Origin of the sequence: Arthrobacter sp. Y81 (assembly GCF_002929335.1) — a bacterium.
Lineage (GTDB): Bacteria > Actinomycetota > Actinomycetes > Actinomycetales > Micrococcaceae > Arthrobacter.
Genome location: NZ_PJIL01000012.1, coordinates 83,890 through 109,912, shown reverse-complemented (window position 1 = coordinate 109,912; position 26,023 = coordinate 83,890). Strand labels below are relative to the sequence as shown.

The following is a 26,023-nucleotide window of genomic DNA, read 5'->3' as shown; positions in this document are numbered from 1 at the left end:
GCGTCGGGTCTTTCCGCGCGGCCGTTATAGGCTGATTTCATGACTGAACACCGCCGCCTTGGAAACTCCGGATTGACCGTCTCTGTTGTCGGCCTTGGCTGCAACAACCTTGGCCGGGCCAATACGGTGACGGAGTCGCAGGAGGGGACCGACGCCGTCGTCCATGCCGCCCTGGACGCGGGCATTACGCTCTTTGACGTCGCGGACACCTACGGCCGCGAGCCCGGACTGAGCGAAACAATGCTGGGCAGGGCCCTCGCCGGCAGGCGGGAGGACGCAGTCGTTGCCACGAAATTCGGCATGGACATGCGCGGAGCCAACGGCAACGACTTCGGTGCCCGCGGCTCCCGCCGCTACATCGTCAAGGCGGCCGAGGCGTCGCTGCGCCGGCTGGGGACGGACTGGATCGACCTCTACCAGTTCCACACCCCGGACCCGCTGACGCCCATCGACGAGACTCTCGCCGCCCTGGACGACCTCGTCACGAGCGGCAAGGTCCGTTACATCGGGCACTCCAACCGGGCCGGCTGGCAGATCGCCGAGGCCGAATTCGTGGCCCGAGGCCGCGGCGGTTCCCGTTTCATTTCGACGCAGAACCACTACAACCTGCTGGACCGGCGCGCCGAGCTGGAAATCACGCCGGTCGCGGAAGCCTACGGCCTGGGCGTGCTGCCCTACTTCCCGCTGGCCAACGGCCTGCTGACGGGCAAGTACGCGCCGGGCAAGGCGCCGGAAGGCTCCCGCCTCAGCCACACCCGCACCAACCTTGTCCACGACGCCGACTGGGACCAGCTGGAGAAGTTCAGTGCGTTCGCCGCAGAGCGCAACCTCAGCGAGATCCAGGTGGCGTTTTCGTGGCTGGCGGCCCAGCCGTCCGTGAGCAGTGTGATTGCCGGCGCCACGAGGCCTGAGCAGGTCCGCGAGAACGCCGCCGCTGTGGCCTGGGTGCCCACTGCCGACGAACGTGCCCAGCTGGATGAGATCTTCCCCCGCACGCCCAAGGTTGCTCTCTTCTGATGCATTCGGTCCTGATGGACGTCGACACCGGGATCGACGACGCACTGGCCCTGGTTTACCTCCTGTCCCGCCCCGACGTCCGGTTGCAGGCCATCACCTGCACCGCCGGTAATGTGGGCGCACGGCAGGTGGCACTGAACAACCTGGCCCTGCTTGAGCTGTGCGGCATACCGGGGGTCGAGGTGGCCATCGGCGCGGAGGTGCCACTGGAGATCCCGCTGGTCACCACGGAGGAAACCCACGGCCCGCAGGGCATCGGTTACGCGGAACTTCCGACGCCGGCCGGCGCGATCTCAACGCGGCATGCCGTGGACGTGTGGGTTGACGAGGTGCGGAAGCACCCCGGCGAGATCACCGGCCTGATCACGGGCCCCCTGACAAACTTCGCCCTCGCCCTGCGCCGGGAACCGGACCTGCCACGCCTGCTCAAGGGCCTCGTGATCATGGGCGGCAGCTTCTACTACCAGGGCAACACCACGCCGACGGCGGAGTGGAACGTCTCCGTCGATCCGCATGCCGCGAAGGAGGTGTTTGCCGCCTACCGGGGCCTCCCGGAGGACAAACTGCCCGTGGTGTGCGCGCTGGAGACCACCGAGCTGATCGAGATGCGGCCCGAACACCTGCAGAAACTGGGGGAGGCCGCGGGCACCGACCAGCCGGAACTCGTCCTCCCCGAACAGCCGGAGGGCCTCCGCAGCCGGTCCGGCAACCCCCTGGTGGCCTGCCTGTCCGATGCCATCCGCTTCTACATGGAGTTCCACCGCCTCTATGACCAGGGCTTCGTGGCACACATGCACGACGCCTTCGCCGCCTGTGTGGCCGTGGGGCGGACGGCAATCACCACGGAGCTGGCGACGGTGGACGTCGAAACCCGGTCACCGCTCCTGATGGGCACCACCGTGGCCGACTACCGGGGACTGTGGGGGCTGCCGCCGAACGCCCGGATCGTGACGTCCAACAACCCGCAGCAGTGCTTTGACGAGCTCATCGGTTCGGTGGGCGCATTGGCCCGGCGGCTCGGCTCCGTATAGGCCCCCGAAGAGCCCCCCGAAAGTAGGAAGCCCCCGCGCACGGCGGCCGCTAAGATGGTAGCTGCGCCGAGGTGACATAGGCGCACGTTTGCCGATCCCGGTACCGGTGTACCCGCGGAGCGCAGCCCACAGCCAAAGGAACAACCATGTCACAGCAGTCCCTGATCCTGCCCGCACCCGGACAGCGGGCTGTCCGCATCCGTCGCCTGCTTGAGGTGCTCGGCGCGGTGTCCATCGCGGCCACTTTCATCTTCCTTGTCCTGACGCAGCCCGCGGACATCACCAACGGGCTGGCCAGCGGGTCCACGCTGGTAGCCCTGGGCGGGTTCCTGCTGGGAGCCATTCTCCTGATCATCGGAGTGCTGCCAACCCTTCCCACGTCCACCCTGGTGCTGATTCCGGTGGCACTGGTCCTCAACATCGCCCTGGGACAAATCATGGGATCCACCGGCCTGCCGTTCTACTTCGATGCGATCGGCACCGTGCTCATCGCCGTCCTGGCCGGCCCGGCCGCGGGCGCCGCAACGGGCGCCCTCAGCAGCATCGTCTGGTCCTTCATCAACCCCACCGTGCTGCCCTTCGCCGCCGGGGCGGCGCTCATCGGGTTCCTGTCGGGGCTGGCTGCCCGCCACGGACTGTTCCGCCGCTTCTACCTGGCCCCGGTGGCCGGTTTTGTGACGGGCATCCTGGCCGGCGTCGTCTCCGCACCCATCGCGGCCTTCGTCTTCGGCGGCACGTCCGGCGCCGGGACCGGCGCGATTGTCGGGGCCTTCCGGGCCATGGGCGACACGCTCCTCGCAGCGATCACCAAGCAGGCGCTGATTTCCGATCCCATGGACAAGGCCATTGTGTTCACCGTCGTCGCGCTGCTGGTGTACGCGCTGCCGCGCAGGACCACGCTGCAGTTCGCCTTTGTGCGGCGATTCAACGTCCTCGCCGGCAAGAAGCAGGAAACGCCGGGCGCCTGATTCCGTGCCGGCACGCCTGAACCCCCTCACCGCCTTGGCGGCGGCAGCAGCCACCGCGGCGACCACGACGGCGGCGTCCAGCTGGGCCGCGTCCCTCACCGTGATCCTTGGCGGCGTTGTGCTGGCGGTTCGTGCCGGAGTGTGCGGCCGCCTGGCGCCGGCCGCGGCCGTAATCCTGGCGCCGTTCTGGCTGTCCCTGTTGATCATGCACGGGCTGTTCTTTCCCGAGGGCCGGACGGTCCTGGCGGAATGGGGCGCGGCCCGAGTGACGACGGAAGGTCTTGGCTTCGCGCTGGACATGGGCACCCGGACGGCAGCGTACGTTGTGGTGTTCCTGCTCTTTTCGTTCACCGTCCGCGTGCCCGACCTGGTAGCGGTGATGTCAGCACGCCGCGTGCCGCCGCAGTTCGGCTACGTGCTGGCATCCACCCTCACACTGGCGCCGGCCATCTCCGGGCGGCTGGCCCGGATCCGGCAGGCCCAGGAATCACGGGGACTGGTAGTCCGTGGCGGACCGCTGCCCCGGCTGGCGGCAGCCCGGCTGCAAATGGTGCCGCTGGTCCTTTCGCTCATCCAGGAGGCCGGCGACCGGGCCCAGGCCCTTGATTCCCGGGGCTTCAACGGCGCCACGGCCCGGACCAGCTACCGGGACGTGCCGGACACCGCCGCCCAGCGGGCCTTCCGCGCCGTCGCCCTGCTGCTGGCCGTCGCCGCTGTGGCGCTGCGGATCTCCGGACAGTGGCCTGACATGCAGTGGCCCAGCAGTCAGTGGCCCGGGGGAGTGCCCGGATGAGGCCGACATTGCTGCAGGCGCGGATTACGGAATTCAGCTACCACGGGGAGGACGCGTCCGTCCTGCGGGACCTGGCGGTTGACGCGGTGCCGGGCACGCTCACTGCCGTGCTCGGCGGCTCCGGCAGCGGCAAGTCCACCCTCGGCAGGCTCCTGGCCGGCTGGCTGTCCGGAGGACACTCCGGCCGGTTCCGGGGCAGCCTCCAGCTGGGCACCGCGGCCGGCACTGCGGCAGGGGACAGCGCTCCTATCGTTTTTCACGGCGGCCCGGACGACCCGCGCATCAATCCTTCCCTGTGGTCCGACCGCGTGGGCTACGTTCCGCAGGATGCGGCCGCCCTGTTGTCCACGGTCGGGTCCACCGTCGCCGAGGAGCTCGCGTTCGGCCTCGAGAACCGCGGCATGGACCGGCGTCTGATGCACGACGCCGTGATGCACGCCGCCGAAGCAGCGGGACTGGCTGCCTTGCTGGAACGCGATCCCGCCACCCTCTCCGGCGGTGAACTGCGGCGCTTGGCGGTGGCGTGTGCCGCCATTACCCGTCCCGGTGTGCTGGTGCTGGATGAACCGCTCGGTTCGCTGGACAAAGCCGGCGCGGCGTCGGTCCGCTCACTGGTCCGCAGGTTGACCGGCTCCGGAACCGCCGTGATCGTACTGGGCCAGGCCGTGGATGAGCTGGCCCTCGAGGCAACCCAATGGCTGGTGCTCGACGGCGGGACGGTCACCGCCCGCGGCACGCCCGGCGAGCTGGCGGGCAGCCCCGGGCTGCTGCAATCCGGCGTCGTGATGCCCGCCCGGACGGGCGGTTGCTTCACCGCGGTCCGCCGGGCTGCTGACCCGCACACGGCCGACCACCGTCGTCGGACTGAACATGATCACGGTGCAGAAACCGCTACACCTCCCGTTCTGGAGCTGGAGCGCATCGCCTTCGCCTTCCCCTCCGGACGGCGCGGAAAGGGTCCCGGTATCCTGGCCGACCTGAGCCTGGCCGTACGGGCGGGACAGATCGTGGCTGTGACGGGCCCGAACGGGGCCGGGAAGTCCACGCTGCTGCGGCATTTCAACGGCCTGCATCGTCCGGACCGGGGGTGCGTCCGGATCGGGGGCGCGGACATCGCCGGCATTCCCACCGGAAAGGTGGCGGACCGGGTGGGCCTGCTCTTCCAGCATCCGCGCGACCAGCTGTTCGAGCGGACGGTTCTGCGCGAAGTGCTCTTCGGCCTGGACCGGAGGTTCGGGCCGGAGGCGGCCACCAAGGCGCTGGCGGCGCTGGCCGCCGTCGGGCTCGCGGACCAGCTGGAGATCCATCCGCATGAACTTCCGGCGTCCCGGCAGCGGCTCCTGGCCCTCGCCACGGTACTGGCCCGGGAACCGACGCTCCTCGCGCTGGACGAACCCACCGTGGGGCTCGACCGCCACGGCCTCGAACGCCTCAACCAGGCCATTGGCGCCGCCGCGCTGCGGGGCGCCGCCGTCGTCATCGTGACGCACGAGCTCGCCTACGCCCGGGCCACCGCCCACCGCATCCTGGAGCTGAGGGACGGCACGCTGCGGGAAGAATGATGCCGGTGCGGCGGCCCGCGGGCAGCACAACGGCGCCGCCGCCCGCACCGGTAGACAGCGCGGGCGGCGGCGCCGGTTGGTTAGGTAGGGTGCTGCTAGGCCGCCACCGCCGCGGAGGCGACACCGGGTGCCAGGAAGCGCTTGCCGTTGACGCGTTCCGAGGCGCCCACGCGGTCCAGGTACGGGGTGATGCCGCCCAGGAACATCGGCCAGCCGGCGCCGAGGATCATGCACAGATCGATGTCCTCCGGTCCGGCCACCACGCCCTCGTCCAGCATGAGCCCGATCTCTTCGGCCAGCGCGTCCTGCGTGCGGCGGAGGACCTCCCCGCCCGTGGACGGGGAAGTGCCGAAGGAGAGCAGCGCCAGTGTTTCGGCCGGAATGAACGGCTTGCCGTCCGGGCCCTTCTCCGGCGCCCACAGGGACTTGACGCCGTTGTCGATCAGCTTCTGCAGGTTCTGTGAGACGGTGAACCGGTCCCCGAACGCGGCGTGCAGGGATTCCTGGACGTGCTGCGCCACCGGCAGGCCCACCATCGCACCCAGTGTGAACGGCGTCATGGGCAGGCCCATGGGCCGCAGCGCGTTGTCCGCGACCTCGGCCGGCGTTCCCTCATCGAACGCGGCCGTCACTTCGCCCATGAGCCGCAGCAGGAGGCGGTTGACCACAAACGCGGCGGCGTCCTTGACCAAAACGGCGGACTTCTTGAGTCCTTTGGCGAGCTCAAACGCGGTGGCCAGCACGGCGTCGTCGGTCTTCGGTGCACGGACGATCTCCAGCAGCGGCATCACAGCCACCGGGTTGAAGAAGTGGAATCCGACCAGCCGTTCGGGGTGGACAAGGTCCGCCGCCATGGCCGTCACTGAAAGCGACGACGTGTTGGTGGCCAGGATGCACTCGGGCGAGACGATCGCCTCAACCTCGGCGAACACCTGCTTCTTGACGTTCAGCTCTTCAAACACCGCTTCGATGACGAAGTCGGCGTCGGCAAACGCCTCCTTGGAAACCGAACCGGTAACCAGGGCCCTGGTGCGGTTGGCGGCGTCGGGGCTGATGCGCTTTTTTGCCAGCAGCTTGTCCACTTCCGCATGGACGTAGCCCACACCCTTGTCCACGCGGGCCTGGTCGATGTCCGTCATAACCACCGGCACCTTGAGCTGCCGGGCGAACAGCAGGGCCAGCTGGCCGGCCATCAGGCCTGCACCGACCACGCCCACTTTGGTCACGGGGCGGGCCAGCTTGCGGTCCGGAGCGCCGGCCGGACGCTTGGTGCGCTTCTGCACAAGGTCCAGGAACGCGTACACGGTGGAGCGGAACTCATCGGTCTGCATGAGGCCGGCCAGCGTTTCGCACTCCAGCGCCGCCGAGTCCTCCTGGCTCATGGTTCTGTTGGCCTCCATGATGTCCAGCACCTTGGCCGGGGCGGGGGAGGCATTGGACGTCTTGGACTCCACAAAAGCCCGCCCGGCGGCAATGGCGCCTGCCCAGCGGCCAGCAACCGCCGGGTCGGAGGGGTCGACGGCGTTGGGCCGCTCCGGGGCGGCGTCGCCCGAGATGACCCCGGCAGCCCAGGCGAGGGACTGCTCCACGAAGTCGGCGGGTTCAAACATGGCGTCGGCCATTCCCAGGCCGAAGGCCTGCGGACCGGTGAGCGTGCGGTTGTTGCTGAGCGGATTTTCGATCATCACCTTGACGGCGTTCTCCGGCCCGATCAGCCGGGGCAGGATGTAGACGCCGCCCCAGCCGGGCACCAGGCCGATGAAGGCTTCAGGAAGGGCCAGCGCGCCCGCGCCGGTTGACACCGTGCGGTAGGTGGACTGCAGGGCGATCTCCAGGCCGCCGCCGAGGGCGACGCCGTTGATGAACGCGAAGCTGGGGACGCCGAGGTTGGCCAGGGTGGCGTAGACGTCGTGGCCGAGCTGCGCCATCCAGAGGCCGTGGTCCCGGTTGTTGAGGGATTTCACGGCGGACAGGTCCGCGCCGGCCACCAGGAAGTACGGCTTGCCGGTGACGCCGACGCCCACGATTTCGCCGCGGGCTGCACGGTCCTTGAGGCCTTCGAGGACCGTGCCGAGCTCCACGAGGGTGTTGGGACCGAGCGTGGTGGGCTTGGAGTGGTCCAGGCCGTTGTCCAGGGTGATCAGGGCGAAGGTTCCGGCGCTGGGCTTCCCGCCACTGTTCTTCCCTCCTGCGGCGGGCAGCTGGATGTCCTGGACGTAGGAATGCGTGACGGTCTCGTCGGGGAAGAGATCGGCAAGCTTGCGGAAATCTGCGGCGCTCATGCTGCGGCTCCTTCGGTTTCTGTGGTGGCAGGTTCGGTGGTGGCAGTTTCGGCGGCGGAATTGTCGCCTGGGAACACGGCCCCGCTGTAGCCTGCGTATTCCGAGTGACGCGGGTTTTCCCAGATGACGGTGGCGCCCATGCCCAGGCCGATGCACATGGTGGTCATGCCGTAACGGACCGAGGGGTCCTCTTCGAACTGGCGTGCCAGCTGATTCATCAGCCGCACTCCGGACGAGGCGAGCGGATGCCCCACGGCGATCGCGCCGCCGTAGCGGTTGACGCGGGGATCGTCGTCGGAAATACCGAAGTGGTCCAGGAAGCTCAGCACCTGGACGGCGAACGCCTCGTTGATTTCGAAGAGCCCGATGTCCCCGATGCCGAGGCCGGCGTTCCTGAGCGCCTTTTCCGTGGCCGGGACCGGCCCGATGCCCATGACTTCGGGCTCGACGCCGGCAAAGGCGTAGCTGACCAGGCGCATCTTCACCGGCAGGCCCAGCTCCGCTGCAGCGTCGGCGGAGGCGAGCAGGGCCGCCGTCGCGCCGTCGTTCAGTCCGGCGGCGTTGCCGGCTGTGACCCGGCCGTGGGGTCGGAAGGGGGTACGCAGCGCGGCGAGGTCCTCGAGGGAAGTTCCCGGCCGGGGCGGTTCGTCAACGGTGTTGACCGTCCAGCCCTGGCCCGGTTTCATGGTGGCCACCGGCGCAAGGTCCGGCTGGATCTGGCCTTTTCCGTAGGCCGCTGCCAGCTTGTCCTGGGAAGCTACGGCGTAGGCGTCGGTGCGGTCCTTGGTGATGGCCGGAAAGCGGTCGTGCAGGTTTTCGGCGGTATTGCCCATGTTGAGTGCTGCGGGATCCACCAGGCGCTCGGACATGAACCGCGGGTTGGGATCTCCGCCCTCGCCCATCGGGTGGTTGCCCATGTGTTCCACTCCGCCGGCGATGACGACGTCGTAGGCCCCGAAGGCGATGCCGCTGGCGGTGGTTGTCACCGCGGTCATTGCGCCGGCGCACATACGGTCCACGGCGAATCCCGGGACGGTGCGGGGGAGCCCCGCCAGCAGTGCCGCCGTGCGGCCGATAGTGAGGCCCTGGTCGCCGGTCTGGGTGGTGGCGGCAATTGCTACTTCATCGACGCGGTCGGCGGGAAGGGAAGGATTGCGGCGCATCAGTTCGCGGATGCACTTGACCACGAGGTCATCGGCGCGGGTTCCGGCGTAGATGCCCTTCTCGCCCGCACGGCCGAACGGCGTTCGGACACCGTCCACAAAGACGACGTCGCGGACGGTGCGGGTGTTTCTGCTGCTCCGGGCTTGGCTCACGTGATACTCCTCATCGAGACATTGATGCCGGACGCACGCCAGTGGCAGCAGCGGTCCGGGCGACATTGATCCCAATGTTACTCGTGAGTAACTTAGCTGGCAAGGACCCCTGCGGCCATTCTGTCCTTTCCTTGAAATCATGCGATGAGGGCGGGCTAGCCTGACGCCCCGCGGCTAACTCCCGTGCTAACTCCCGGCGGCGGGAGCGGCCTTGGGTTCCTTCGGAGGCAGCGGCTGCGGATTGAGGAACGCCGAGGTGATCAGGGGCGCCGTCAGGTCGATCTGCCATGGTCGGGCGCCGAGTTCACTGAGCTCTTCGGCGATTGCTTCTTCGCTGAGCTCCACGGGCGGACGCCAGGCCACGCGGCGCAGGAAGTCCGGCGTGAGCAGGTTCTCGACGGGAAGGTTCAGTTCATCGGCTTTGTCCTGCAGCAGCGGCCTGGCAGTCGACAGCCGTTCGGCAGCTGCCGGGTCCCGGTCGGCCCAGACGCGCGGCGGTGGCGGCGCGTTCGTGGGCAGATGCAGCGGCGGCAGTTCCTCCATGGTCCGTGCAGTGGCGATGCACCGCAGCCAGCGGGGGGCCTCCCGTTGTGCGGCCCGGCCGTGGAAACCTTTGGTGCCCAGCAGCTGCGGGACGGTGGCGGGCATGGCCTTGGCCGCGGCCACAAGCGAAGAGTCCGGGATGAGCCGGCCGGGGGCAACATCGCGCTTGCGGGCCAGGGAATCGCGTTCCATCCACAGTTCGCGGACCGCGGCCAGCTGGCGGCGGTCACGGATCTGGTGCAGCCCTGAGGTCTTGCGCCAGGGATCCACCCGGGGAGGGGCAAGCCCGGCCGCGAGGATGGCCGCGAATTCCTGTTCGGCGTATTCAAGCTTTCCGTCGGCCTGGAGCAGCTCGATGAGCTCCTCGCGCAGTTCCGTGAGGACCTCGACGTCCAGGGCCGCGTACCGCAGCCAGGGTTCGGGCAGCGGGCGCGTGGACCAGTCGGCAGCGGAATGTTCCTTCGCGAGTCCGAAGCCGAGCAGCTGCTCAATGACGGCCGCGAGGCCTACCCGCGGCAGTCCTGCCAGCCGGGCAGCCAGTTCCGTATCAAACAGTTTGTGCGGCCACATGCCCAGCTCCGAAAGGCACGGAAGGTCCTGGCTCGCTGCGTGCAGGATCCACTCAACGCCGTCCAGGGCATCGTTGATGATCTGCAGGTCCCCGAAGGGTTCCGGATCGATGAGCCAGGTTCCCGAGCCTTCGCGCCGGATCTGGACCAGGAAGGCCCGCTGTCCGTAGCGGAAGCCAGAGGCACGTTCAGCGTCCACGCCCGCCGGACCTGTCCCGGCGGCGATGGCGGCTGCGCAGCGTTCCAGGCCGGCAGGGGTTTCAATAACGAGCGGCACTCCGTCGCGGGGGGCATCGAGGTCGATGACCTCGGGGACCAGGCTGTCGAAGCCTTCCACCGTGATGTGGGGAGTAATGTCAGCAGCCGGGACGCCGGCTGTGGTGTGTTCCGGATTTTGAGGGGTCATGATGCCTTCAGTTTACCGACATCGCGCTGAAGGGCGTCCCGCCGTGGCCAGCCATGGTCAGTTGCGCCGCCTGCGGGGCAGGGCGGTCACGCCCTCCGGCAGCGGGGGGAGTCCGGCGAAGGTGCAGACCATGTCCGACCACGCTTCCAGGTGGGACCGGATATCCGGTCCGGCGGGCGTCCAGGAAGCCCGCAGTTCGATGTCGATCGAACCGGGCCGGTCCGAGAGGGTGCCGAAGCTCTCTGACAGGACCCTGGTGGCCGTTCCGCCCGCTGCCCGGTAGGGTGCCCGGTGGTTCTCCAGCGCTTCGACGAGCCAGGTCCAGGCCACCGAGCCGAGCATTTCGTCGTTTCCCATTTCCGGCTCCAGCTGGGCGCGGATGTAGGTCACGATCCGGAACTCGCCGTCCCACACCGCTGATCCGTCGGGGTCGTAGAGCAGGATGAAGCGGCCGGTGGCGAGTTCTTCGTTGTCATCGTCAACGGTGCCGGCAGCGCGGACGAGCGCCGCGGAAACCGGCCCGTGCACTGCTGCCGGGGCCGGGTGCGGGACAGGCCCAATGACCTCAGCGCCAAGGGCCACCGCAAAGGGTGCCAGCCTTGAGGGCGCGGGGATCTCGTCCAGGTGCAGCTCACTGCGGCACCGTGCTTTTCGAAGGGATTCCAACGCGGTAAGGAACTCCGCGGGAACCTGGTCGAGTGCGTTCACCTTCGCAGGTTACGCAAGATGTGGCGCCGATCCCGGCAGGCTCGCCGCCCCGGACGCCCGCTCAACCGGCCGCCAGCTCCCGCTTGATGGCGGCGACGAACGAATCCACGTCCTCTTCGCTCGTGTCGAACGAGCACATCCAGCGCACTTCCCGGGCGGCTTCGTTCCAGTCGTAGAAGCGGAAGGATGCCCGTAGCCGGTCCGCAACGCCCTCGGGCAGGATGGCGAACACTCCGTTGGATTCCGTCTTCTGGGTGGGCTCCACGCCGTCGATCGCGTCCACGGCAGCGCGCAGCCGGGCAGCCATGGCGTTGGCGTGCCTGGCTGACCGCAGCCACAGGTCGCCCTCGAGAAGCGCGATGAACTGGGCGGACATGAACCTCATTTTGGAGGCCAGCTGCATGTTCATCTTGCGCAGGTACACCAGGCCGTGGGCGGCCTCCGGGTTCAGTGCCACCACCACCTCGCCGAACAGCAGCCCGTTCTTGGTGCCGCCGAAGGAGAGGATGTCCACGCCGGCGTCGCGCGTGAACGCCCGCAGCGGCACGTCGAGGTGGGCTGCTGCGTTCGCCAGCCGGGCGCCGTCCATGTGGAGCTTCATGCCCTTGGCATGGACGTGGTCGGCGATTGCGCGGACCTCTTCGGGTGTGTAGCAGGTGCCAAGCTCGGTGGTCTGGGTGATGGATACGGCCAGGGGCTGGGCGCGGTGTTCGTCGCCCCAGCCCCAGGCTTCCCTGTCGATCAGCTCCGGGGTGAGCTTGCCGTCGGCAGTGGGGATCTGGAGCAGCTTGATGCCGCCGATCCGCTCGGGCGCTCCGTTCTCATCCATGTTGATGTGCGCCGTCGACGCGCAGATCACTGCGCCCCAGCGCGGGAGCAGGGACTGAAGGGAGAGCACGTTGGCTCCGGTTCCGTTGAAGACCGGGAAGCATTCGATGCCTGCGCCGAAGTGCCCTTCCATAAGCACCTGCAGCCGTGCGGTGTAATCGTCTTCGCCGTAGGAGACCTGGTGCCCCTCGTTGGCTGCTGCCAGGGCCGCCAGGACTTCGGGGTGGACGCCTGAGTAGTTGTCGGAGGCGAAGCCCCGGACGGCGGGGTCATGGAGCCGTGCCGCGGTGGCGGCAGGGGCAGTTTCAACTGTGGTTGTCATCGCTTTGGTCACGCTTTCAGTCTAGGGATGTCCGCGGTCAACGGCTAAGGAGCAGCCGCTGGCCGTTCAGTTCCGCCGCGGAGGCGGTGAAGAGTCCGACGGCGGCGGCGGCCAGGTCCGCAACGTCGGTATAGCCGGGGAAGCTGCGGCCGGGGGACTTCGCGCGCATTCCGGGGTCCATGAGGCCTTTGACGACAAAGATGACCGCGGCGCTGTGCTGTTCGCCGCTGCCGCTGTGCGGTTCCGTGCTGAAGCCCTCGGCCACCGCCAGGGTCCAGGCTTCGGCGGCGGCCTTGGCCGCAACGTAGCTGGCGCCGGCCGCCGTCGGGGTGGCTACTGCCGTGGAGGTGACCATGGCAAAACGGCCGGCGTCGGAGGCCGCGAGGTCGTCGTAGAACACCCGCGTCACATTCCTCACGGTGGTGATGGCGCCACGTTCCAGGAAGTCCCAGTCCTCGTCAGTCTGGTCCGTGATGCCGCTGGCGCCGCGCCAGCCGCCCACAAGGTGGATGACGCCGTCGACCCTTCCGACCCTGCCGGCAATCGTGGCGTGCAGTGCCCTGACATCCGCCAGGCTGGCGAGGTCGCAGGTCAGCGGAACGACGCCGTCACCCGCCTCCGCAGCGGCGGCCGCGATCCGGGGGGCGTCCGAACCGACCGTGAAGACCGTATGGCCGGCCTCGCGCAATGCACGTGCCGTGGCGATCCCGGACGGTCCGCTGCCGCCGGTGACCACAACGTTCAATGGGCGTCCGGCACTCATCCGGCGTTCAGTGCCCGGGTGGAGCCGCCGTCGTTCGTCGCTGCTCCGGTGTCCGACGTCCCTGTGATGCCGGCCGTGGATTCGATGACCGGGCGCATCTTCTTTTCGAGTGCCTCGTAGAACATGGACAGCGGGAATTCGTCGTCGAGCACCTGGTCCGTGAGGCCGCGCGGCGGTCCGTCCAGCGGGAGGGCAGCCGGACCCTTGGCCCAGACGGAGGCCGGGTGGGGTGTGACTGTCCCGGAAATCAGCTCATAGGCCGCGAGCCAGTGGGCAGCCTTGGGGCGGTCGATCGAGCGCCAGTACAGCTCCTCGATCCGGGCGCCGAGCCCGACCACCACGTCCGCGGCCTCGTCCCAGTCGATGCTGAGCTTGCTGTCGGTCCAGTGCAGGACACGGTGCTGGTGCATCCAGGCGAACAGCAGCTGTCCGCCGAGGCCGTCATAATTGCGGACCCGGCTGCCGGTGATGGCAAAGCGGAAGATCCGGTCGAAGATGACGGCGTACTGGACCAGCTTGGCGTGCCGGCGTGCTTCCGGATCGGCGTCTTCGTCCTTTTCGATCTTCACGGATTCCCGGAAGGCCGTCAGGTCGCAGCGGAGTTCCTCCAGGGAGTACAGGAAGAAGGGCATGCGCTGCTTGATCATGAAGGGATCGAAGGGCAGGTCGCCGCGCATGTGCGTGCGGTCGTGGATGAGGTCCCACATCACGAACGTTTCCTGGGTGAGTTCCTGGTTTTCGAGGAGTTCCGCGGCTTCGGCCGGCAGTGCCAGGCGGGTGATGTCGGCGGCCGCCCGGAGGACCCGGCGGAAGCGGGCGGCCTCGCGGTCCGCGAAGATGGCGCCCCACGTGAAGGTGGGCGTTTCCCGGACCGCGACGGTTTCCGGGAACAGCACGGCCGAGTTGGTGTTGTAGCCCGGGGTGAAGTCCAGGAACCGGATCGGAACGAACAGCTTGTTGGAGTATTCGCCCTCCTCGAGGCCGGCAATGAACTCCGGCCAGATGACCTCGATGAGGACGGCCTCGACGAGGCGGCTGCTGCTGCCGTTCTGCGTGTACATGGGGAAAACCACCAGGTGCCGCAGTCCGTTGATCCGGTGCTGCTGCGGCTGGAAGGCGAGCAGCGAATCCAGGAAATCCGGGACGCCGAAGCCGCCGGCGGCCCACCGGCCGAAGTCGCGGACGAGGAGTTCGAGGTACCGGGCGTCGTGCGGGAACTCAGGGGAGAGTGCCTCCACCGCTGCGGTGATGGTGCCGACGTGTCCGGCGGCGGCCGCATGGTCAGCGGCGTCGGGCACCGAACCGTCCTGGGTCTGGAGGGCCTGCAGGGCGGTGGCGGCGGCCTTGAGCCGCACCCACTCGGGGTGGTTTTCGGTGAGCGGGGCGGCTGCGGTGAGAGCGGTCGTAGTCATCGTCGGCGATCGCCTTTCTGGTTGCTTGGAGCTTCTACGGCGAGCGTAGCAAGCAAACAGATCTTCTAATGCAAAATATGCCTGAGCATAAGTAAGTCTTGGGCAAATGGCTCAGCAAGCCCGCCCCAGCTACAGCGGTGGGCGTGGCTGCCTGTCCCGGCGCTAGCCTCATGGGGAGCCTGGCGGTGGCCCGCTGCGCGGCTGGCCACCGCGCGGGCGCCGGGGCGGAACGGGCTACTTGGCGGAGTCGTCCGTCGAAACCAGCTTCAGCGAGACGGAGTTGATGCAGAAGCGCTGGTCCGTGGGGGTGCCGTAACCCTCGCCCTCGAACACGTGGCCGAGATGGGAATCGCAGTTGGCACAGCGGACCTCCACCCGGTCCATGCCCATGGTGCGGTCATGGATGTAGCGGACGGTGCCGTCTGCAAGCGGGGCCCAGAATGACGGCCAGCCACAGTGGGAATCGAACTTTTCATTGCTGGTGAACAGTTCCGCACCGCAGGCGCGGCAGTTGTAGACACCCGCCGTGTGGGTATCCCAGTATTCGCCGGTGTAGGGACGCTCGGTCCCGGCCTGGCGGAGCACCCGGTACTCCTCCGGAGTTAGCTCCCGGCGCCATTCCTCGTCTGTCTTTTCAACCGGCGGGGTGGCGTTTTCGGTTCCGGGTGCGGCGCCGGGGGACGGGACGGGCGCGACTTTTGGCCTGTTGCTAAAGATGCTCATAGCTTCAATAACGCTCAGGAGTCCCCGATAAATCCCGAACCTGCGTACAGGTGCAGCACGGGCAGTCCCAGCTGGTCCTGGGCCTTGTTGGCCCAGTCGGTGTGGAAGGTGTCCGCGATGGCGTGCGGGCGGGTAATAACGACAGCCTGGCCCGCTCCGAGTTCCTTGACCTTGGCCACCAGGCCCTGGACGGCGCCACCGTCCACCACTTCGCCGGTGACCCCGCTGCCGATCCCGGCCAGCGCGTTGAGCGACACCGCCAGGGTCTCGGCGGCGGCGGCCCGTTCTGATGCAGGGTCCGGGGAATGCGAGGTCAGCTCCCGGAAGGCCTTCGCGACGTCCAGCAGGGACAGGTTTTCGAGGAAGTCCACCAGGAGGTGCCGTTCGGTGTTGGCCGGCACCAGCACGACCAGTGGCGCGTCACCCCCGTCCACCAGGCGTTCGATGTTCACGCGGTCGTCCGCACCCAGCGGCTCTTCTGTCAGAATGACGATTGGATCGCTCATGTCCTCAGCCTAGTCCCGGCCTGACCTTCCCGCACGAATTTCGTCCGCGAGGGCCCGCAGCAGTAAGAATGGATCCATGGCATCCATTCCGGGGCTGCGCCCGGCCAACACAGCGAATCCGCCCCTGGCAACGGGCAAGGTCCCGGTCCCCACTGAAGCCGGCATGTCCTCGAGCGCCAAGTGGGCCCTGGGCGGCGTCATCGCAGGAGGTGCCGCCGCCGGCCTGCTGGGTGCCGGATCCTCGGCGCTCGCCCTGTACTTCGCCAGGCGGGTTATCACTCCGGTGCGGGTCCGGGACGAGAACCAGGAGGTACTGGCTGTCATCCGTGCCGCCGGCGGCCTCCAGGTCATCCTTGCCGCGACAGACGACGCCACCGTGCAAGGCGTCTACGGGCTTTTTTTCGACGGCGGCCGCGGCCACGCGCGGATCGGCCGGATCATTTCGTATTCACCTGCGGAACGCACCGTTCTGCGCGAAGTCGAAGCGGTCTATGCCGGAGACCTCACCACCGCCCGCCGCGGCTACTGGAGCGGCGCCGCCTACCCGGATGCGGCTTCCATCGGACTGTCCGCCGAGGATGTACAGATCGACGTCGAAGGCGGGACCGCGCCGGCCTGGCTGGTGCGCGGGGCGCCGTCGTCGGACATCTGGGCGATCATGGTCCACGGCCGCGGCGCCAGCCGTCAGGAATGCCTGCGCGCCCTGCGCCCGGCGCAGGAGCTCGGCATGACAAGCCTGGTGATCTCCTACCGCAACGACGGCCTGGCGCCGTCGGCCCCCGACGGGCGCTACGGCCTGGGCTCCACCGAATGGCGCGACGTCGAGGCAGCGATCAGTTTCGCCGTCGCCAACGGCGCAAAGGAAGTAGTGCTGTTTGGCTGGTCCATGGGAGGCGCGATCTGTTTGCAGACGGCCGACCTCTCCCGGCACCACCAACGGATCCGGGCCATGGTGCTGGACGCACCGGTGGTGGACTGGGTCAACGTCCTGGCGCACCATGCGCAGCTGAACCGCATCCCGTCCGCGGTGGGACGCTACGGGCAGCTGATGATGAGCCACCGGCTGGGCCGCCGCCTGACCGGGCTGGCGGCACCGGTGGACCTGAAGTCGATGGACTGGATCTCCCGGGCCGTGGAGCTCAGGACCCCCACGCTGATCCTGCACAGCGTCGACGACGAATATGTCCCCTACGGACCGTCAGCAACCATCGCGGAGAAAAACCCGGAGATGGTCACCTTCGAGACCTTCCGGGACGCCCGGCACACCAAGGAATGGAACGTCGATCCGGAGCGTTGGGAAGGCCTGGTCACCGCGTGGCTGCGGCGGCAGCTGGCCCCGCGGGCCAATCCGGGTTCCCGCTCCCGGGAGCGGGATGACGCCGGACCGCGCCCCGCAACGGACGCCCCGGGGACAACCGCCGGCCCTGCCGCTAACGGTCCGGAGTAGCTTTCGGCCCGGTGCTAATGCGGGCCGTGACTGCACCGGTGAGCCGCACCAGGTGGTCCGGACCCAGTTCGATGTCCAGGCCGCGCCGGCCGCCGGAGACCAGGATGCTGTCCTGGCCCAGGGCGCTCTCATCCAGGACCGTGGGGGACGGCTGGCGCTGTCCCAGCGGCGAAATCCCGCCCAGCACATAGCCGGTCCTGCGCTGGGCTGTGGCCGGATCCGCCATGGCGGCCTTCTTGCCGCCGAGCGCAGCAGCTATGGCTTTCAGGTCAAGGTTTCCGTTGACCGGGACGATCCCCACCGCGAGCCTGCCGTCGACCTCCACCATGAGCGTCTTAAAGACCTTGGCGGGATCCACGCCCAGTACCTCGGCGGCCTCCATGCCGTAGCTGGCGGCCGAGGGATCGTGGACGTACGGATGCACCACGAAGGGAACGCCGGCTGCCGCGAGTGCTGCTGTAGCCGGCGTTCCCTGGGAAACCTGTTTGCGCGCCACGCGGTGCCTGGGCCTTCCGGCTCAGGCTTTCAGTGCGGCGGAGGCAGCGACCTTGCGCTTGATCCGACCCAGCATGGCCGTCATTCCCCGCATGCGCAGGGGAGTGATGGCACGCGTGAGCCCCAGGAGCTCGGGCATGTCATCCGGCACCGCCAGGATCTCCGGGGCCGTCAGGCCGTCGAGACCCTCATGCAGGACACCTGCGAAGCCGCGGGTGGTGGGTGCTTCCGGCGGGGCCTTGAAGAACAGCCTTACGCTCTCCGGAGAACCGGCAGCCTGCCGTTCCGTCTCAATGGTCAGGAACAAGGGCGACTGGCATTCCACGACCTGCTCCAGCAGTTCCGGGTGGTCCTTCAACCGGTCCGGAAGCTCAGGGAGCCCCTGCGAGAACTCCAGCAGCAATTGCAGCCGCTCGGGTTCGGTAAGGGCCTGGAAGTCGTCAACTATTTCCGCCAGTGCGGCGGGAAGGGCTTGGTTACTCATCGAGTCCAGTTTACGCCGGTACCGTGCCGCGCTCGGCGCCCTTGGCGATTGGCACGCGGACGGCGTTGCCCCACTCGGTCCACGAGCCGTCATAGTTACGCACGGTGTCGAAGCCCAGCAGGTACTTCAGGGCGAACCAGGTGTGGCTGGAACGCTCGCCGATGCGGCAGTACGCCACGACGTCGTCGCCCGCCTTGAGGCCGGCTTCGCCGAGGTAGAGGGCTTCCAGTTCGCCGCGGTTCCGGTAGGTGCCGTCCTCGGCAGCCGCGCGGGCCCAGGGAATCGACGCCGCCGTGGGGATGTGGCCGCCGCGCAGGGCGCCTTCCTCGGGGTAGGCAGGCATGTGGGTGCGCTGGCCCGTGTATTCCTCGGGGGAGCGGACGTCGATCAGCGGCTTGCCGAAGTGCGCCAGCACGTCTTCCTTGAAGGCGCGGATGGGGGCATCGTTGCGCTCCACCTCGGGGTATTCGGCAGGGGAGGGGACCGTAACGTCGGTGGTGAGGGCACGGCCTTCGGCGATCCACTTGTCCCGGCCGCCGTCGAGCAGCCGGACGTCCTCGTGGCCGAACAGGGTGAAAACCCACAGTGCATAGGCAGCCCACCAGTTGGACTTGTCACCGTAGATCACCACGGTGCTGTCGCGTGAAATGCCCTTCGCCGCCGCCAGGGCCGCAAATGCCTTGCCGTCAACGTAGTCACGGGTGACCTCGTCGTTCAGGTCGGTGTGCCAGTCGATCTTGACGGACCCCGGGATGTGGCCGGTTTCGTAGAGCAGAACATCTTCATCGGACTCCACCACCACAAGCTTGCCGTCGGCCAGGGCGCCGCCGTCGAGGGCTGCCGCGAGCCACTCGGTGGAAACGAGACGCTCGGGGGACGCGTAGGCGGAGAACTTGTCGTTCTGTTCAACTGGGTAGGACATTGAGATGGCCTTTCACTGAAACGGTCAGGGGACCCGTGCCACCGGGAGGCGTCGCTGCGGCCGGGCCAGTTCCAACACTAGCCACGGGCCGGAAGTATTGCGCCCCTGCGTTCACAGAGGGAAATATGGCCTTCGTCACGTGGGCTGTCCGCCCAATGAACCCGGCGCCGCATTGCCGGTATCCTTTCTGGGGACACGAGACCAGCAGAACGGACCACCTTGGTACAGATCGAACAGCTCTCCGCGCGGACACCGGCGGTTTCCGTGGATGAACTCCTCAAGGGTTTCTATCCCTCGCCGCGCTTCGGGGAGGTTTCCTTCGCCAGTTACCGGCCGGACTCCTCGCAGCCGAGCCAGGCCGGTGCAGTGACTGCGCTGGAGTCGTTCGCAACAGGCGTTGGCGCCAACGGCAGCTCCGGTCTCTTCAAGAAGTTTTTTGCGAAGAAGGACAATTCCCGTGCCGGGATCTACCTCGACGGCGGCTTCGGCGTGGGCAAGACCCACCTGCTGGCGTCCCTGTGGCATGCGTCCCCCGGCCCCAAGGCTTTCGGCACGTTCGTTGAATACACCAACCTCGTGGGCGCGCTCTCGTTCCGCAAGACGGTGGAAGCGCTCAGCCACTACAAGCTGGTGTGCATCGATGAGTTCGAGCTCGACGATCCGGGCGACACAGTCCTGATGTCCCGGCTGATGCGGGAACTGGCCGACGCCGGCGTCAAGCTCGCCGCGACCTCGAACACGCTTCCCGGATCGCTCGGCGACGGACGGTTCGCCGCCGTCGACTTCCAGCGCGAGATCCAGGTGCTGGCAGACCAGTTCGACGTCGTCAGGATCGACGGCGAGGATTTCCGCCACCGCGGACTCCCGGCAGCGCCGGCTCCCCTGAAGAACGAGGACCTGACGCACCACATGCAGGCGGAGTTCCACGGCAAGACGGTGGCCCGGGATGACTTCAAGACCCTGATCAACCATCTTGCGGGTGTCCACCCCAGCCGGTACCGGCAGCTCCTGGCCGGGATCGAAGGCGTGGTGTGGCGTGACGTCGAAACCATTACCGAGCAGGCTGTTGCCCTGCGGTTCGTGGTGCTGGCGGACCGGCTCTACGACAAGGATGTGCCCATCCTTGCCAGCGGCGTCCCCTTCGACCAGCTCTTCACCGACGATATGATGACCGGCGGCTACACCAAGAAGTATTACCGGGCGGTTTCCCGGCTGACGGCACTGGCCCGCGAGGGGCAGAACCACGAACCGTCCTAGCCGTTGAACGCGGCCGCCAAACGCCGCGCCTAGGCACCTCCTTTAAACGCCAAAGGCGCCGGCGCCGCCTCACGGCGGGACCGGCACCTCGCTGACGTTCCTGGGTTAGAGGCCCTGCTGCCGGGGTTCCCCGGCTACAGGTGGCTCTCCGGCGACGGGAGGTTCTTCGACAGGAGCCGTGTCCGGCTTCGGGTCGACCTTGTCCACGAGGCCGGTTGCGCCCTTCTGGACGGTATCGATCTTATCGGCGTACTTTCCGCCGGTCTTTGAGTCGATGAAATCACCGGCTTTGCCGATGCCGTCCTTGATGGCCTGTTCATTGCCACCGACCAGTCGCTGAGCCTTGCCCTTCAGATCGTCAAGAATACCCACGGGCACCTCCCTTCTGTCGCGGAGCCAGATCGCTCCTCCGCATTCGATCCTAGCCCCAGACCCTGGGTGTGCCAAGGGCAGGGCCGGGGGTGCGCGCCGGTGTTTGTCTAGGGTCTTGATGCCCTATCAGGGGCCGGCCGGCGCATTCGGGCAACAAAAAAGCAGCTCCTGGGAGCTGCTTCGTGGTGGGCGATACTGGGATCGAACCAGTGACCTCTTCCGTGTCAGGGAAGCGCGCTACCGCTGCGCCAATCGCCCGCGCCCGGAAGAATCCGGCGGGAACACCCGGCTGGGCCGGGAGTGTTGCGTCATTAAAGAAAAGAGAGCGGACGACGAGATTCGAACTCGCGACATCCACCTTGGCAAGGTGGTGCTCTACCAGCTGAGCTACGTCCGCACATGAAGCACATACCGGTGCGACCGGCCGTACAACAACAAGCAAGTTGCCTTGCTCTGGTGGGCGATACTGGGATCGAACCAGTGACCTCTTCCGTGTCAGGGAAGCGCGCTACCGCTGCGCCAATCGCCCAAAAATTTCTCCGGGATTAACCGGAAACCAAGGTTTTCACCGAGGTGGGTACGGGATTCGAACCCGTGTATACGGCTTTGCAGGCCGCTGCCTCGCCTCTCGGCCAACCCACCGTGTAAGCCAGATTCCGGGGAATCTTTGCCTTGACAGTGTCCTGCGAGCGGACGACGAGATTCGAACTCGCGACATCCACCTTGGCAAGGTGGTGCTCTACCAGCTGAGCTACGTCCGCATTATTGTCAGCATTTCCGTGCCGCATTCGGCATTTCCTCGCTTTCCAACGAGTAAGAACTCTATAGGAGGTTCAGGGAACTTACAAATCGGGACGGCGTCACAAGCGCCCGATGGCTCCGCTTCCTTGAAATCTAGCGGATTTTACTAATTACAGGTGTGTAATTTGGGCGGGCGCTCCGACCGGTGTCATTCATGCCTAGGCGACGCAATCGGACGCTGCGCCGGCGTGGAACGGCCCGATTTCCAAATGCCGCCAGGGTGGGCTAGCATTCAATGGCATTGGGGCGATTGGCGCAGTGGTAGCGCGCTTCGTTCACACCGAAGAGGTCACTGGTTCGAACCCAGTATCGCCCACCAATGAATGGCCCGTTCCGCTGAATCAGCGGAACGGGCCATTTCGCTTTTGGGCGGCCTGGTCCCGTCAGCACTTCACGCACGTATTCCTGTCAGCCCTTCATGAAAGAGTATTTGCATGACTGATCCACTCCTTGCCCACGCCACGGAATACGGGCGGATGTATGCACGCTCGACGTCCGACGCTTTCTCCGTTCCGTCCATTACGACGGTCATCGGCCAGCAGCCGCACGGCCTTGACGGCTGGTTCGGGTACATGGGGGCGAACAGCCTTGCCAACGATCCGGCGCTCCCCGCCATCCTGGGAAGTCCGGGCAAGGTCCGCCAGGCGGTCAGCAGGGCAGCCAAAGCCGCAGAAACCTATCGCGACGACGCCGCGAAGCGCGGGGACCGGGTGCACAACTACTGCGAACAGGTTGCGCTCAGGGCCCTCGGCCGGCCCCACCAGATGAAGGAAATGCGGGAGGCGCTGGCAGCCAACGGCGAGGAAGCCTTTGCTGCCCGCTTCGATGAGTGGTGGGAACTCTTTGGTGTGGAGCCCATCGCACCGGAAGTCACGGTCTGGAACAAGACAGTGGGCTATGCGGGCACCCTTGACCTTGTGGCAAAGATCAACGGCAGGACCTGCATCATCGACTACAAGACCAAGGGCACCACCCGCGACGGCACCGTCAAGCCGCTGGACGACAAAGTGGTGATGCAGCTGGTGGCAGGGATGAAAGCCGAGGAAAGCCTGGTTGATCCCGTCGCGGGGGAGTGGGAGCCGTGGAAGCACGGTGATTCCCCGGTGCTGCTGGCGGTAGCCGTGGGCGAAACTGAGGTCCGGCCGATGCGGGCCAACCCGGATGTGCTCAAGCACCACTGGTGGAAGTTCTGCTCCCTTCGCCGGGTCTGGGAGATGTCTGCCGACACAATCGGCGCCGGCACAGCACTGCTTCCGGTGGCGCCGCCGTCGCTGCCCGTGCCAGCGCCCGCGCTGCAGGCTGTGCCCGGAAGGTAGCGGGCCAACTAAACTGGACTGGATCCCGTAGCGCCCACCGAAGGACAGATTGCACATGGCCATTTTGAATATCCGCATCATCGGCGACCCCGTGCTGCGCACAGTGGCCGATCCCGTGACGGAATTCGGGCCGGAACTCGCAAAACTGGTTGCCGACATGACAGAAACCATGGAGGACGTCGACGGCGCAGGCCTGGCCGCGCCGCAGGTCGGGGTCAGCAAGAGGGTTTTCACCTACCGCATCGGCGGCGTGGAGGGCCACATCATCAACCCCGTGCTGGAGAACAGCGACGACTTCCAGCCCGATGAGGTGGAAGGCTGCCTGTCCATCCCGGGCCTTGGCTTCCCTGTCCGCCGCCGCCGGGCCACCCGCGTTACCGGCGTCGACCTGCACGGTAACCCCGTCTCCGTGGACGGCGAGGGCATGCTTGCCCGCTGCTTCCAGCATGAAACGGACCACCTCGACGGCATTCTCTTCACCGACAGGCTCGAAGGCGAAGACCGCAAGGCCGCGCTGCGCTCCATCCGCAATGCCAACTACGACGCCATCACCGAAAAGACGACGTCGAAGCGGGCGAAGACGGTGGGCTCCAGCTTCGGTGGCGGCAGTTTTGGCAGCGGCAGTTTTGGCGCCGGCGAGTGAGGGTACTCTTTGCCGGCACCCCGGCTGTCGCAGTACCGTCCCTCGACGCATTGGTACAGGCAGGGTTTGACGTCGTTGCCGTCCTGACCCGGCCGGATGCGCCGATTGGACGCAAACGCGTGCTGACGCCGTCGCCCGTTGCCGCCCGCGCCGCCGAACTGGGTATTGAAGTGATCCACGCGGCCAAAGTGGATGCGGACGTCACGGCAAGGATCGCCGCAGTCGCGCCGGATGTCGCGGCGATCGTGGCGTACGGCGGCCTGATCCCGCGCGCGGCCCTGGACGTTCCACGGCACGGCTGGATCAACCTGCACTTCTCCCTGCTGCCCGCATGGCGCGGCGCCGCGCCGGTGCAGCGCGCCGTCATGGCCGGCGATGACATCACCGGCGCTGTCACGTTCCTCCTCGAGGAAGGGCTGGACACCGGCCCGGTGTTCGGCACCCTCACCGAGGCCGTCCGCCCGGAGGACACTGCCGGTGATCTCCTGGAACGCCTCTCGCACAGCGGCGCGGTCCTGCTGGCCCAGACTCTTTCTGCAATTGAGTCCGGGCGGGCGGCAGCCGTCCCCCAGGCGGGGGACGTGTCCCTGGCGCCCAAACTGGGCATCGATGACGGCCGGATTGACTGGCATGAGCCTGCCCTCGCGATTGGGCGCAGGGCGCGCGGCGTCACGCCCGAACCCGGCGCATGGACCACGCTTGAAGGGCAGCGTGTCAAACTCGAACCGGTGGCGCTCCGGACCGAGGGCCCGGAACTGAAGCCGGGGCAGGTGCTGCTGAACGGTACAAGCGTGCTGGTAGGGACGGGATCCCACCCTGTTGAGCTGACGCGGATACAGCCCTCGGGCAAAAAGATGATGGCCGCCGCTGATTGGGCGCGCGGACAAGCTGCACTGGAAGGCGTGGTATTCGAATGAGTGAGTCCGGAACGGGCGGCAGCAGCCGCGGCAGGGATCCCCGGCACGGGAAAACAAGCGGCGGAGGGCAATCCGGAGGGCTCTCCGGCGGCAGCCGCCATGGCAGCCAGCGGGACGCCCAGGGCCGGGAGCGCAACCGCGGCCCGAAGCGGAACTTCACCGAGAACGCCCCCTCCCAGCGCACCCGCCGGGCTGATCCGGCCCGCCTGGTGGCTTTTGAAGTGCTGCGTGCCGTCGCCTCGGACGAAGCCTACGCGAACCTCGTGCTGCCGGCCCGGATCCGCCACCACGGGCTGGACAAGCGGGACGCCGGTTTCGCCACGGAGCTGAGCTACGGGGCCCTGCGCGGCCAGGGGACCTATGACGCCGTGCTGGCCCGCTGCGTCGACCGCCCGCTTGACCAGCTGGACCCCGCCATCCTTGACGCCCTGCGGATTGGCGCCCACCAGCTGCTGGCCATGCGCGTCCCCGCCCACGCTGCCCTGGACCAGACCGTGGGGCTGGCCCGCGCCGTCATTGGCGCCGGGCCGTCTGCCCTCATCAACGCGGTACTCCGCAAAGTCTCCGCCCACACCCTCGAGGAGTGGCTGGAGCTGCTCCTCAGCGACGAGACGGACGAGACCCGGATCGCCTCCATCCGCTACGCGCACCCGGAGTGGATTGTCCGCGCATTGAGGCAGTCCCTCGTGGCACACGGCCGCCCCGTCACCGAAATCAACGAACTCCTCGAGGCGGACAACGCAGCCCCGGTGGTGAACCTCGTGGCGCTGCCCGGGCTGGGCAGCCTGGACGAGGCGCTGGAAGGCGGAGCAACCGCGGGCGAGCTTGTGGAAGGCTCGGCGCTCTCCAGTGGAGGAGACCTCGGCCGGCTGGCGTCGGTGCGCGAAGGCAGCACCAGGGTCCAGGATGTGGGCTCGCAGCTGGTGGCCCGCGCCATGGCCGCCGTGGACCTGGCTGCCGTCGATGGGGAGCGTGCGGACCTTGCGGCCGGCCAGGCCGGCGAAAAATGGCTGGACCTCTGCGCCGGACCGGGCGGCAAGGCGGCACTGCTGGGAGCCCTCGCCCGTGAGCAAGGCGCCACCCTGCTGGCCAACGAACCCGCACCGCACCGTGCCAAGCTGGTACGGCAGGCACTTGCCGCGGTTCCGCACGAGGTCTGGCATGTCCGGACCGGAGACGGCCGCGAAGTGGGCACGGAGATGGCGGAGACTTTCGACCGCGTACTGGTGGACGTCCCTTGCAGCGGGCTCGGTGCCCTGCGGCGCCGGCCCGAGTCGAGATGGCGGCGCACCCCCAAGGACCTCGCGGACCTTGGCCCCCTCCAGCGCGAACTGCTCAAGTCGGCACTGGACGCCGTCCGGCCCGGCGGCGTGGTGGCCTACGTGACCTGCTCGCCGCACCCCGCCGAAACAACCGCCGTCGTCACTGATGCGCTGCGCAAGCGCGATGACCTCGAACTGCTAGACGCCGGCGCCGCCCTGGACAAGGTGAGCCTGCCCGGCCACCTTGAAGCCGGGCATGAACTGACGGCCCAGCTATGGCCCCATGTGCACCGGACCGACGCCATGTTCCTGGCCCTCATCCACAAGAAACCCTGATCCCTCCGCCTTTTGTGAAAGG

At 67.5% G+C, this 26,023-nt stretch carries 24 protein-coding genes and 6 tRNA genes; 12 read left to right on the top strand and 18 right to left on the bottom strand.

The annotated features are described in order from the left end of the window. Nucleotides 1–39 precede the first annotated feature (39 nt). The 5 genes from CXQ91_RS16290 (at nucleotide 40) to CXQ91_RS16270 (ending at nucleotide 5,371) form a co-directional block, all read left to right on the top strand. On the top strand, nucleotides 40–1,017 hold the full coding sequence (locus CXQ91_RS16290; protein ID WP_104174942.1) for an aldo/keto reductase: 978 nt from the start codon (nucleotides 40–42) through the stop codon (nucleotides 1,015–1,017). Next, nucleotides 1,017–2,048, top strand: a complete 1,032-nt coding sequence (locus CXQ91_RS16285) for a nucleoside hydrolase (protein WP_104174941.1) — start codon at nucleotides 1,017–1,019, stop codon at nucleotides 2,046–2,048. Before CXQ91_RS16290 ends, CXQ91_RS16285 begins: the two co-directional genes overlap by 1 nt. Nucleotides 2,049–2,194: 146 nt before the next feature. Then, nucleotides 2,195–3,016, top strand: coding sequence for a glycosyl transferase family 9 (locus CXQ91_RS16280; RefSeq protein ID WP_104174940.1), 822 nt, complete (start codon nucleotides 2,195–2,197; stop codon nucleotides 3,014–3,016). Nucleotides 3,017–3,020: 4 nt separating this feature from the next. Then, nucleotides 3,021–3,809, top strand: a complete 789-nt coding sequence (locus CXQ91_RS16275; RefSeq protein WP_104174939.1) for an energy-coupling factor transporter transmembrane component T — start codon at nucleotides 3,021–3,023, stop codon at nucleotides 3,807–3,809. Further along, nucleotides 3,806–5,371: an ABC transporter ATP-binding protein gene (locus CXQ91_RS16270; RefSeq protein ID WP_104174938.1), complete on the top strand. Its 1,566-nt coding sequence runs from the start codon at nucleotides 3,806–3,808 to the stop codon at nucleotides 5,369–5,371. The genes CXQ91_RS16275 and CXQ91_RS16270 overlap by 4 nt, the downstream gene beginning before the upstream one ends. 95 nt (nucleotides 5,372–5,466) lie before the next feature. On the opposite strand, the gene CXQ91_RS16265 is transcribed toward CXQ91_RS16270, so the two are convergent. The 9 genes from CXQ91_RS16265 to CXQ91_RS16225 all read right to left on the bottom strand — a co-directional run bounded on the left by CXQ91_RS16265 (nucleotide 5,467) and on the right by CXQ91_RS16225 (nucleotide 15,749). After that, the gene (locus tag CXQ91_RS16265) at nucleotides 5,467–7,653 is read right to left on the bottom strand and encodes a 3-hydroxyacyl-CoA dehydrogenase NAD-binding domain-containing protein (protein WP_104174937.1); all 2,187 of its coding nucleotides are present in this window, start codon (nucleotides 7,651–7,653) and stop codon (nucleotides 5,467–5,469) included. Beyond that, nucleotides 7,650–8,969, bottom strand: a complete 1,320-nt coding sequence (locus CXQ91_RS16260) for an acetyl-CoA C-acyltransferase (protein ID WP_104174936.1) — start codon at nucleotides 8,967–8,969, stop codon at nucleotides 7,650–7,652. The genes CXQ91_RS16265 and CXQ91_RS16260 overlap by 4 nt, the downstream gene beginning before the upstream one ends. Before the next feature lie 186 nt (nucleotides 8,970–9,155). Further along, the gene (locus tag CXQ91_RS16255; protein WP_104174935.1) at nucleotides 9,156–10,487 is read right to left on the bottom strand and encodes an HRDC domain-containing protein; all 1,332 of its coding nucleotides are present in this window, start codon (nucleotides 10,485–10,487) and stop codon (nucleotides 9,156–9,158) included. A 57-nt stretch (nucleotides 10,488–10,544) separates the two neighbouring features. Continuing rightward, nucleotides 10,545–11,195, bottom strand: a complete 651-nt coding sequence (locus tag CXQ91_RS16250) for a DUF3000 domain-containing protein (RefSeq protein WP_104174934.1) — start codon at nucleotides 11,193–11,195, stop codon at nucleotides 10,545–10,547. A gap of 61 nt (nucleotides 11,196–11,256) precedes the next feature. Continuing rightward, nucleotides 11,257–12,345 (bottom strand): low specificity L-threonine aldolase, encoded by a 1,089-nt coding sequence (locus CXQ91_RS16245; RefSeq protein WP_104174933.1) that lies wholly within the window; start codon nucleotides 12,343–12,345, stop codon nucleotides 11,257–11,259. Between the two features lie 37 nt (nucleotides 12,346–12,382). Continuing rightward, nucleotides 12,383–13,108 (bottom strand): SDR family oxidoreductase, encoded by a 726-nt coding sequence (locus CXQ91_RS16240; RefSeq protein WP_104174932.1) that lies wholly within the window; start codon nucleotides 13,106–13,108, stop codon nucleotides 12,383–12,385. After that, on the bottom strand, nucleotides 13,105–14,520 hold the full coding sequence (locus CXQ91_RS16235; RefSeq protein WP_104174931.1) for a DUF6421 family protein: 1,416 nt from the start codon (nucleotides 14,518–14,520) through the stop codon (nucleotides 13,105–13,107). The genes CXQ91_RS16240 and CXQ91_RS16235 overlap by 4 nt, the downstream gene beginning before the upstream one ends. A 234-nt stretch (nucleotides 14,521–14,754) precedes the next feature. Then, complete coding sequence (gene msrB / locus CXQ91_RS16230) at nucleotides 14,755–15,243, bottom strand: peptide-methionine (R)-S-oxide reductase MsrB (RefSeq protein WP_104174930.1); 489 nt, start codon at nucleotides 15,241–15,243, stop codon at nucleotides 14,755–14,757. A 14-nt stretch (nucleotides 15,244–15,257) separates the two neighbouring features. Beyond that, on the bottom strand, nucleotides 15,258–15,749 hold the full coding sequence (locus CXQ91_RS16225) for a hypothetical protein (RefSeq protein ID WP_104174929.1): 492 nt from the start codon (nucleotides 15,747–15,749) through the stop codon (nucleotides 15,258–15,260). Between the two features lie 163 nt (nucleotides 15,750–15,912). Here CXQ91_RS16225 and CXQ91_RS16220 point away from each other — a divergent pair, with 163 nt between their 5' ends. Then, a complete protein-coding gene (locus CXQ91_RS16220; RefSeq protein ID WP_258074044.1) occupies nucleotides 15,913–17,196 on the top strand; it encodes a S9 family peptidase in 1,284 nt (427 codons plus the stop codon). On the opposite strand, the gene ybaK is transcribed toward CXQ91_RS16220, so the two are convergent. Genes ybaK through CXQ91_RS16205 form a run of 3 tightly spaced genes read right to left on the bottom strand, consistent with a single transcriptional unit; the run spans nucleotide 17,180 to nucleotide 19,097 of the window. Beyond that, nucleotides 17,180–17,692: a Cys-tRNA(Pro) deacylase gene (ybaK, locus tag CXQ91_RS16215; protein ID WP_104174928.1), complete on the bottom strand. Its 513-nt coding sequence runs from the start codon at nucleotides 17,690–17,692 to the stop codon at nucleotides 17,180–17,182. The genes CXQ91_RS16220 and ybaK overlap by 17 nt on opposite strands. Before the next feature lie 21 nt (nucleotides 17,693–17,713). Further along, nucleotides 17,714–18,175: a SufE family protein gene (locus CXQ91_RS16210; protein WP_104174927.1), complete on the bottom strand. Its 462-nt coding sequence runs from the start codon at nucleotides 18,173–18,175 to the stop codon at nucleotides 17,714–17,716. A 10-nt stretch (nucleotides 18,176–18,185) separates the two neighbouring features. Next, complete coding sequence (locus CXQ91_RS16205) at nucleotides 18,186–19,097, bottom strand: sulfurtransferase (protein WP_104174926.1); 912 nt, start codon at nucleotides 19,095–19,097, stop codon at nucleotides 18,186–18,188. Nucleotides 19,098–19,316: 219 nt separating this feature from the next. Here CXQ91_RS16205 and zapE point away from each other — a divergent pair, with 219 nt between their 5' ends. Further along, entirely contained in the window at nucleotides 19,317–20,354 is a 1,038-nt protein-coding gene (gene zapE, locus CXQ91_RS16200) for a cell division protein ZapE (protein ID WP_104174925.1), read from the top strand. A 105-nt stretch (nucleotides 20,355–20,459) separates the two neighbouring features. Here the strand turns inward: zapE and CXQ91_RS16195 are convergent, their stop codons facing one another. The 6 genes from CXQ91_RS16195 to CXQ91_RS16170 all read right to left on the bottom strand — a co-directional run bounded on the left by CXQ91_RS16195 (nucleotide 20,460) and on the right by CXQ91_RS16170 (nucleotide 21,487). Further along, nucleotides 20,460–20,726 carry an antitoxin gene (locus CXQ91_RS16195; protein WP_104174924.1) on the bottom strand — a complete coding sequence of 89 codons (267 nt, stop codon included), beginning with the start codon at nucleotides 20,724–20,726 and terminating at the stop codon, nucleotides 20,460–20,462. Nucleotides 20,727–20,909: 183 nt separating this feature from the next. Further along, nucleotides 20,910–20,984 (bottom strand) — tRNA-Val (locus CXQ91_RS16190). A 66-nt stretch (nucleotides 20,985–21,050) separates the two neighbouring features. Continuing rightward, nucleotides 21,051–21,123: transfer RNA gene (locus CXQ91_RS16185), tRNA-Gly, on the bottom strand. 57 nt (nucleotides 21,124–21,180) lie between these two features. Then, a tRNA-Val gene (locus CXQ91_RS16180) sits at nucleotides 21,181–21,255 on the bottom strand. 42 nt (nucleotides 21,256–21,297) lie between these two features. Beyond that, nucleotides 21,298–21,368 (bottom strand) — tRNA-Cys (locus tag CXQ91_RS16175). A 46-nt stretch (nucleotides 21,369–21,414) separates the two neighbouring features. Further along, nucleotides 21,415–21,487, bottom strand: a tRNA-Gly gene (locus tag CXQ91_RS16170). Between the two features lie 284 nt (nucleotides 21,488–21,771). Between CXQ91_RS16170 and CXQ91_RS16165 the strand changes: the two genes are divergently transcribed. The 5 genes from CXQ91_RS16165 (at nucleotide 21,772) to CXQ91_RS16145 (ending at nucleotide 26,001) form a co-directional block, all read left to right on the top strand. Beyond that, nucleotides 21,772–21,846 (top strand) — tRNA-Val (locus CXQ91_RS16165). 115 nt (nucleotides 21,847–21,961) lie between these two features. After that, nucleotides 21,962–22,843, top strand: a complete 882-nt coding sequence (locus CXQ91_RS16160) for a PD-(D/E)XK nuclease family protein (protein ID WP_104174923.1) — start codon at nucleotides 21,962–21,964, stop codon at nucleotides 22,841–22,843. A 55-nt stretch (nucleotides 22,844–22,898) separates the two neighbouring features. Next, nucleotides 22,899–23,486, top strand: coding sequence for a peptide deformylase (def, locus tag CXQ91_RS16155; protein WP_104174922.1), 588 nt, complete (start codon nucleotides 22,899–22,901; stop codon nucleotides 23,484–23,486). After that, on the top strand, nucleotides 23,483–24,403 hold the full coding sequence (gene fmt / locus CXQ91_RS16150; protein ID WP_104174921.1) for a methionyl-tRNA formyltransferase: 921 nt from the start codon (nucleotides 23,483–23,485) through the stop codon (nucleotides 24,401–24,403). The genes def and fmt overlap by 4 nt, the downstream gene beginning before the upstream one ends. Beyond that, the gene (locus CXQ91_RS16145; protein WP_104174920.1) at nucleotides 24,400–26,001 is read left to right on the top strand and encodes an RsmB/NOP family class I SAM-dependent RNA methyltransferase; all 1,602 of its coding nucleotides are present in this window, start codon (nucleotides 24,400–24,402) and stop codon (nucleotides 25,999–26,001) included. Before fmt ends, CXQ91_RS16145 begins: the two co-directional genes overlap by 4 nt. Nucleotides 26,002–26,023 lie beyond the last annotated feature (22 nt).

Bases quoted from the DNA above. Each gene is read 5' to 3' on its own strand.
- CXQ91_RS16290 (WP_104174942.1), top strand. From the start codon at position 40: ATGACTGAACACCGCCGCCTTGGAAACTCCGGATTGACCGTCTCTGTT.
- CXQ91_RS16285 (WP_104174941.1), top strand. From the start codon at position 1,017: ATGCATTCGGTCCTGATGGACGTCGACACCGGGATCGACGACGCACTG.
- CXQ91_RS16280 (WP_104174940.1), top strand. From the start codon at position 2,195: ATGTCACAGCAGTCCCTGATCCTGCCCGCACCCGGACAGCGGGCTGTC.
- CXQ91_RS16270 (WP_104174938.1), top strand. From the start codon at position 3,806: ATGAGGCCGACATTGCTGCAGGCGCGGATTACGGAATTCAGCTACCAC.
- CXQ91_RS16265 (WP_104174937.1), bottom strand. From the start codon at position 7,653: ATGAGCGCCGCAGATTTCCGCAAGCTTGCCGATCTCTTCCCCGACGAG.
- CXQ91_RS16255 (WP_104174935.1), bottom strand. From the start codon at position 10,487: ATGACCCCTCAAAATCCGGAACACACCACAGCCGGCGTCCCGGCTGCT.
- CXQ91_RS16245 (WP_104174933.1), bottom strand. From the start codon at position 12,345: ATGACAACCACAGTTGAAACTGCCCCTGCCGCCACCGCGGCACGGCTC.
- CXQ91_RS16240 (WP_104174932.1), bottom strand. From the start codon at position 13,108: ATGAGTGCCGGACGCCCATTGAACGTTGTGGTCACCGGCGGCAGCGGA.
- CXQ91_RS16235 (WP_104174931.1), bottom strand. From the start codon at position 14,520: ATGACTACGACCGCTCTCACCGCAGCCGCCCCGCTCACCGAAAACCAC.
- msrB (WP_104174930.1), bottom strand. From the start codon at position 15,243: ATGAGCATCTTTAGCAACAGGCCAAAAGTCGCGCCCGTCCCGTCCCCC.
- CXQ91_RS16225 (WP_104174929.1), bottom strand. From the start codon at position 15,749: ATGAGCGATCCAATCGTCATTCTGACAGAAGAGCCGCTGGGTGCGGAC.
- CXQ91_RS16220 (WP_258074044.1), top strand. From the start codon at position 15,913: ATGTCCTCGAGCGCCAAGTGGGCCCTGGGCGGCGTCATCGCAGGAGGT.
- CXQ91_RS16210 (WP_104174927.1), bottom strand. From the start codon at position 18,175: ATGAGTAACCAAGCCCTTCCCGCCGCACTGGCGGAAATAGTTGACGAC.
- CXQ91_RS16205 (WP_104174926.1), bottom strand. From the start codon at position 19,097: ATGTCCTACCCAGTTGAACAGAACGACAAGTTCTCCGCCTACGCGTCC.
- CXQ91_RS16160 (WP_104174923.1), top strand. From the start codon at position 21,962: ATGACTGATCCACTCCTTGCCCACGCCACGGAATACGGGCGGATGTAT.
- def (WP_104174922.1), top strand. From the start codon at position 22,899: ATGGCCATTTTGAATATCCGCATCATCGGCGACCCCGTGCTGCGCACA.
- CXQ91_RS16145 (WP_104174920.1), top strand. From the start codon at position 24,400: ATGAGTGAGTCCGGAACGGGCGGCAGCAGCCGCGGCAGGGATCCCCGG.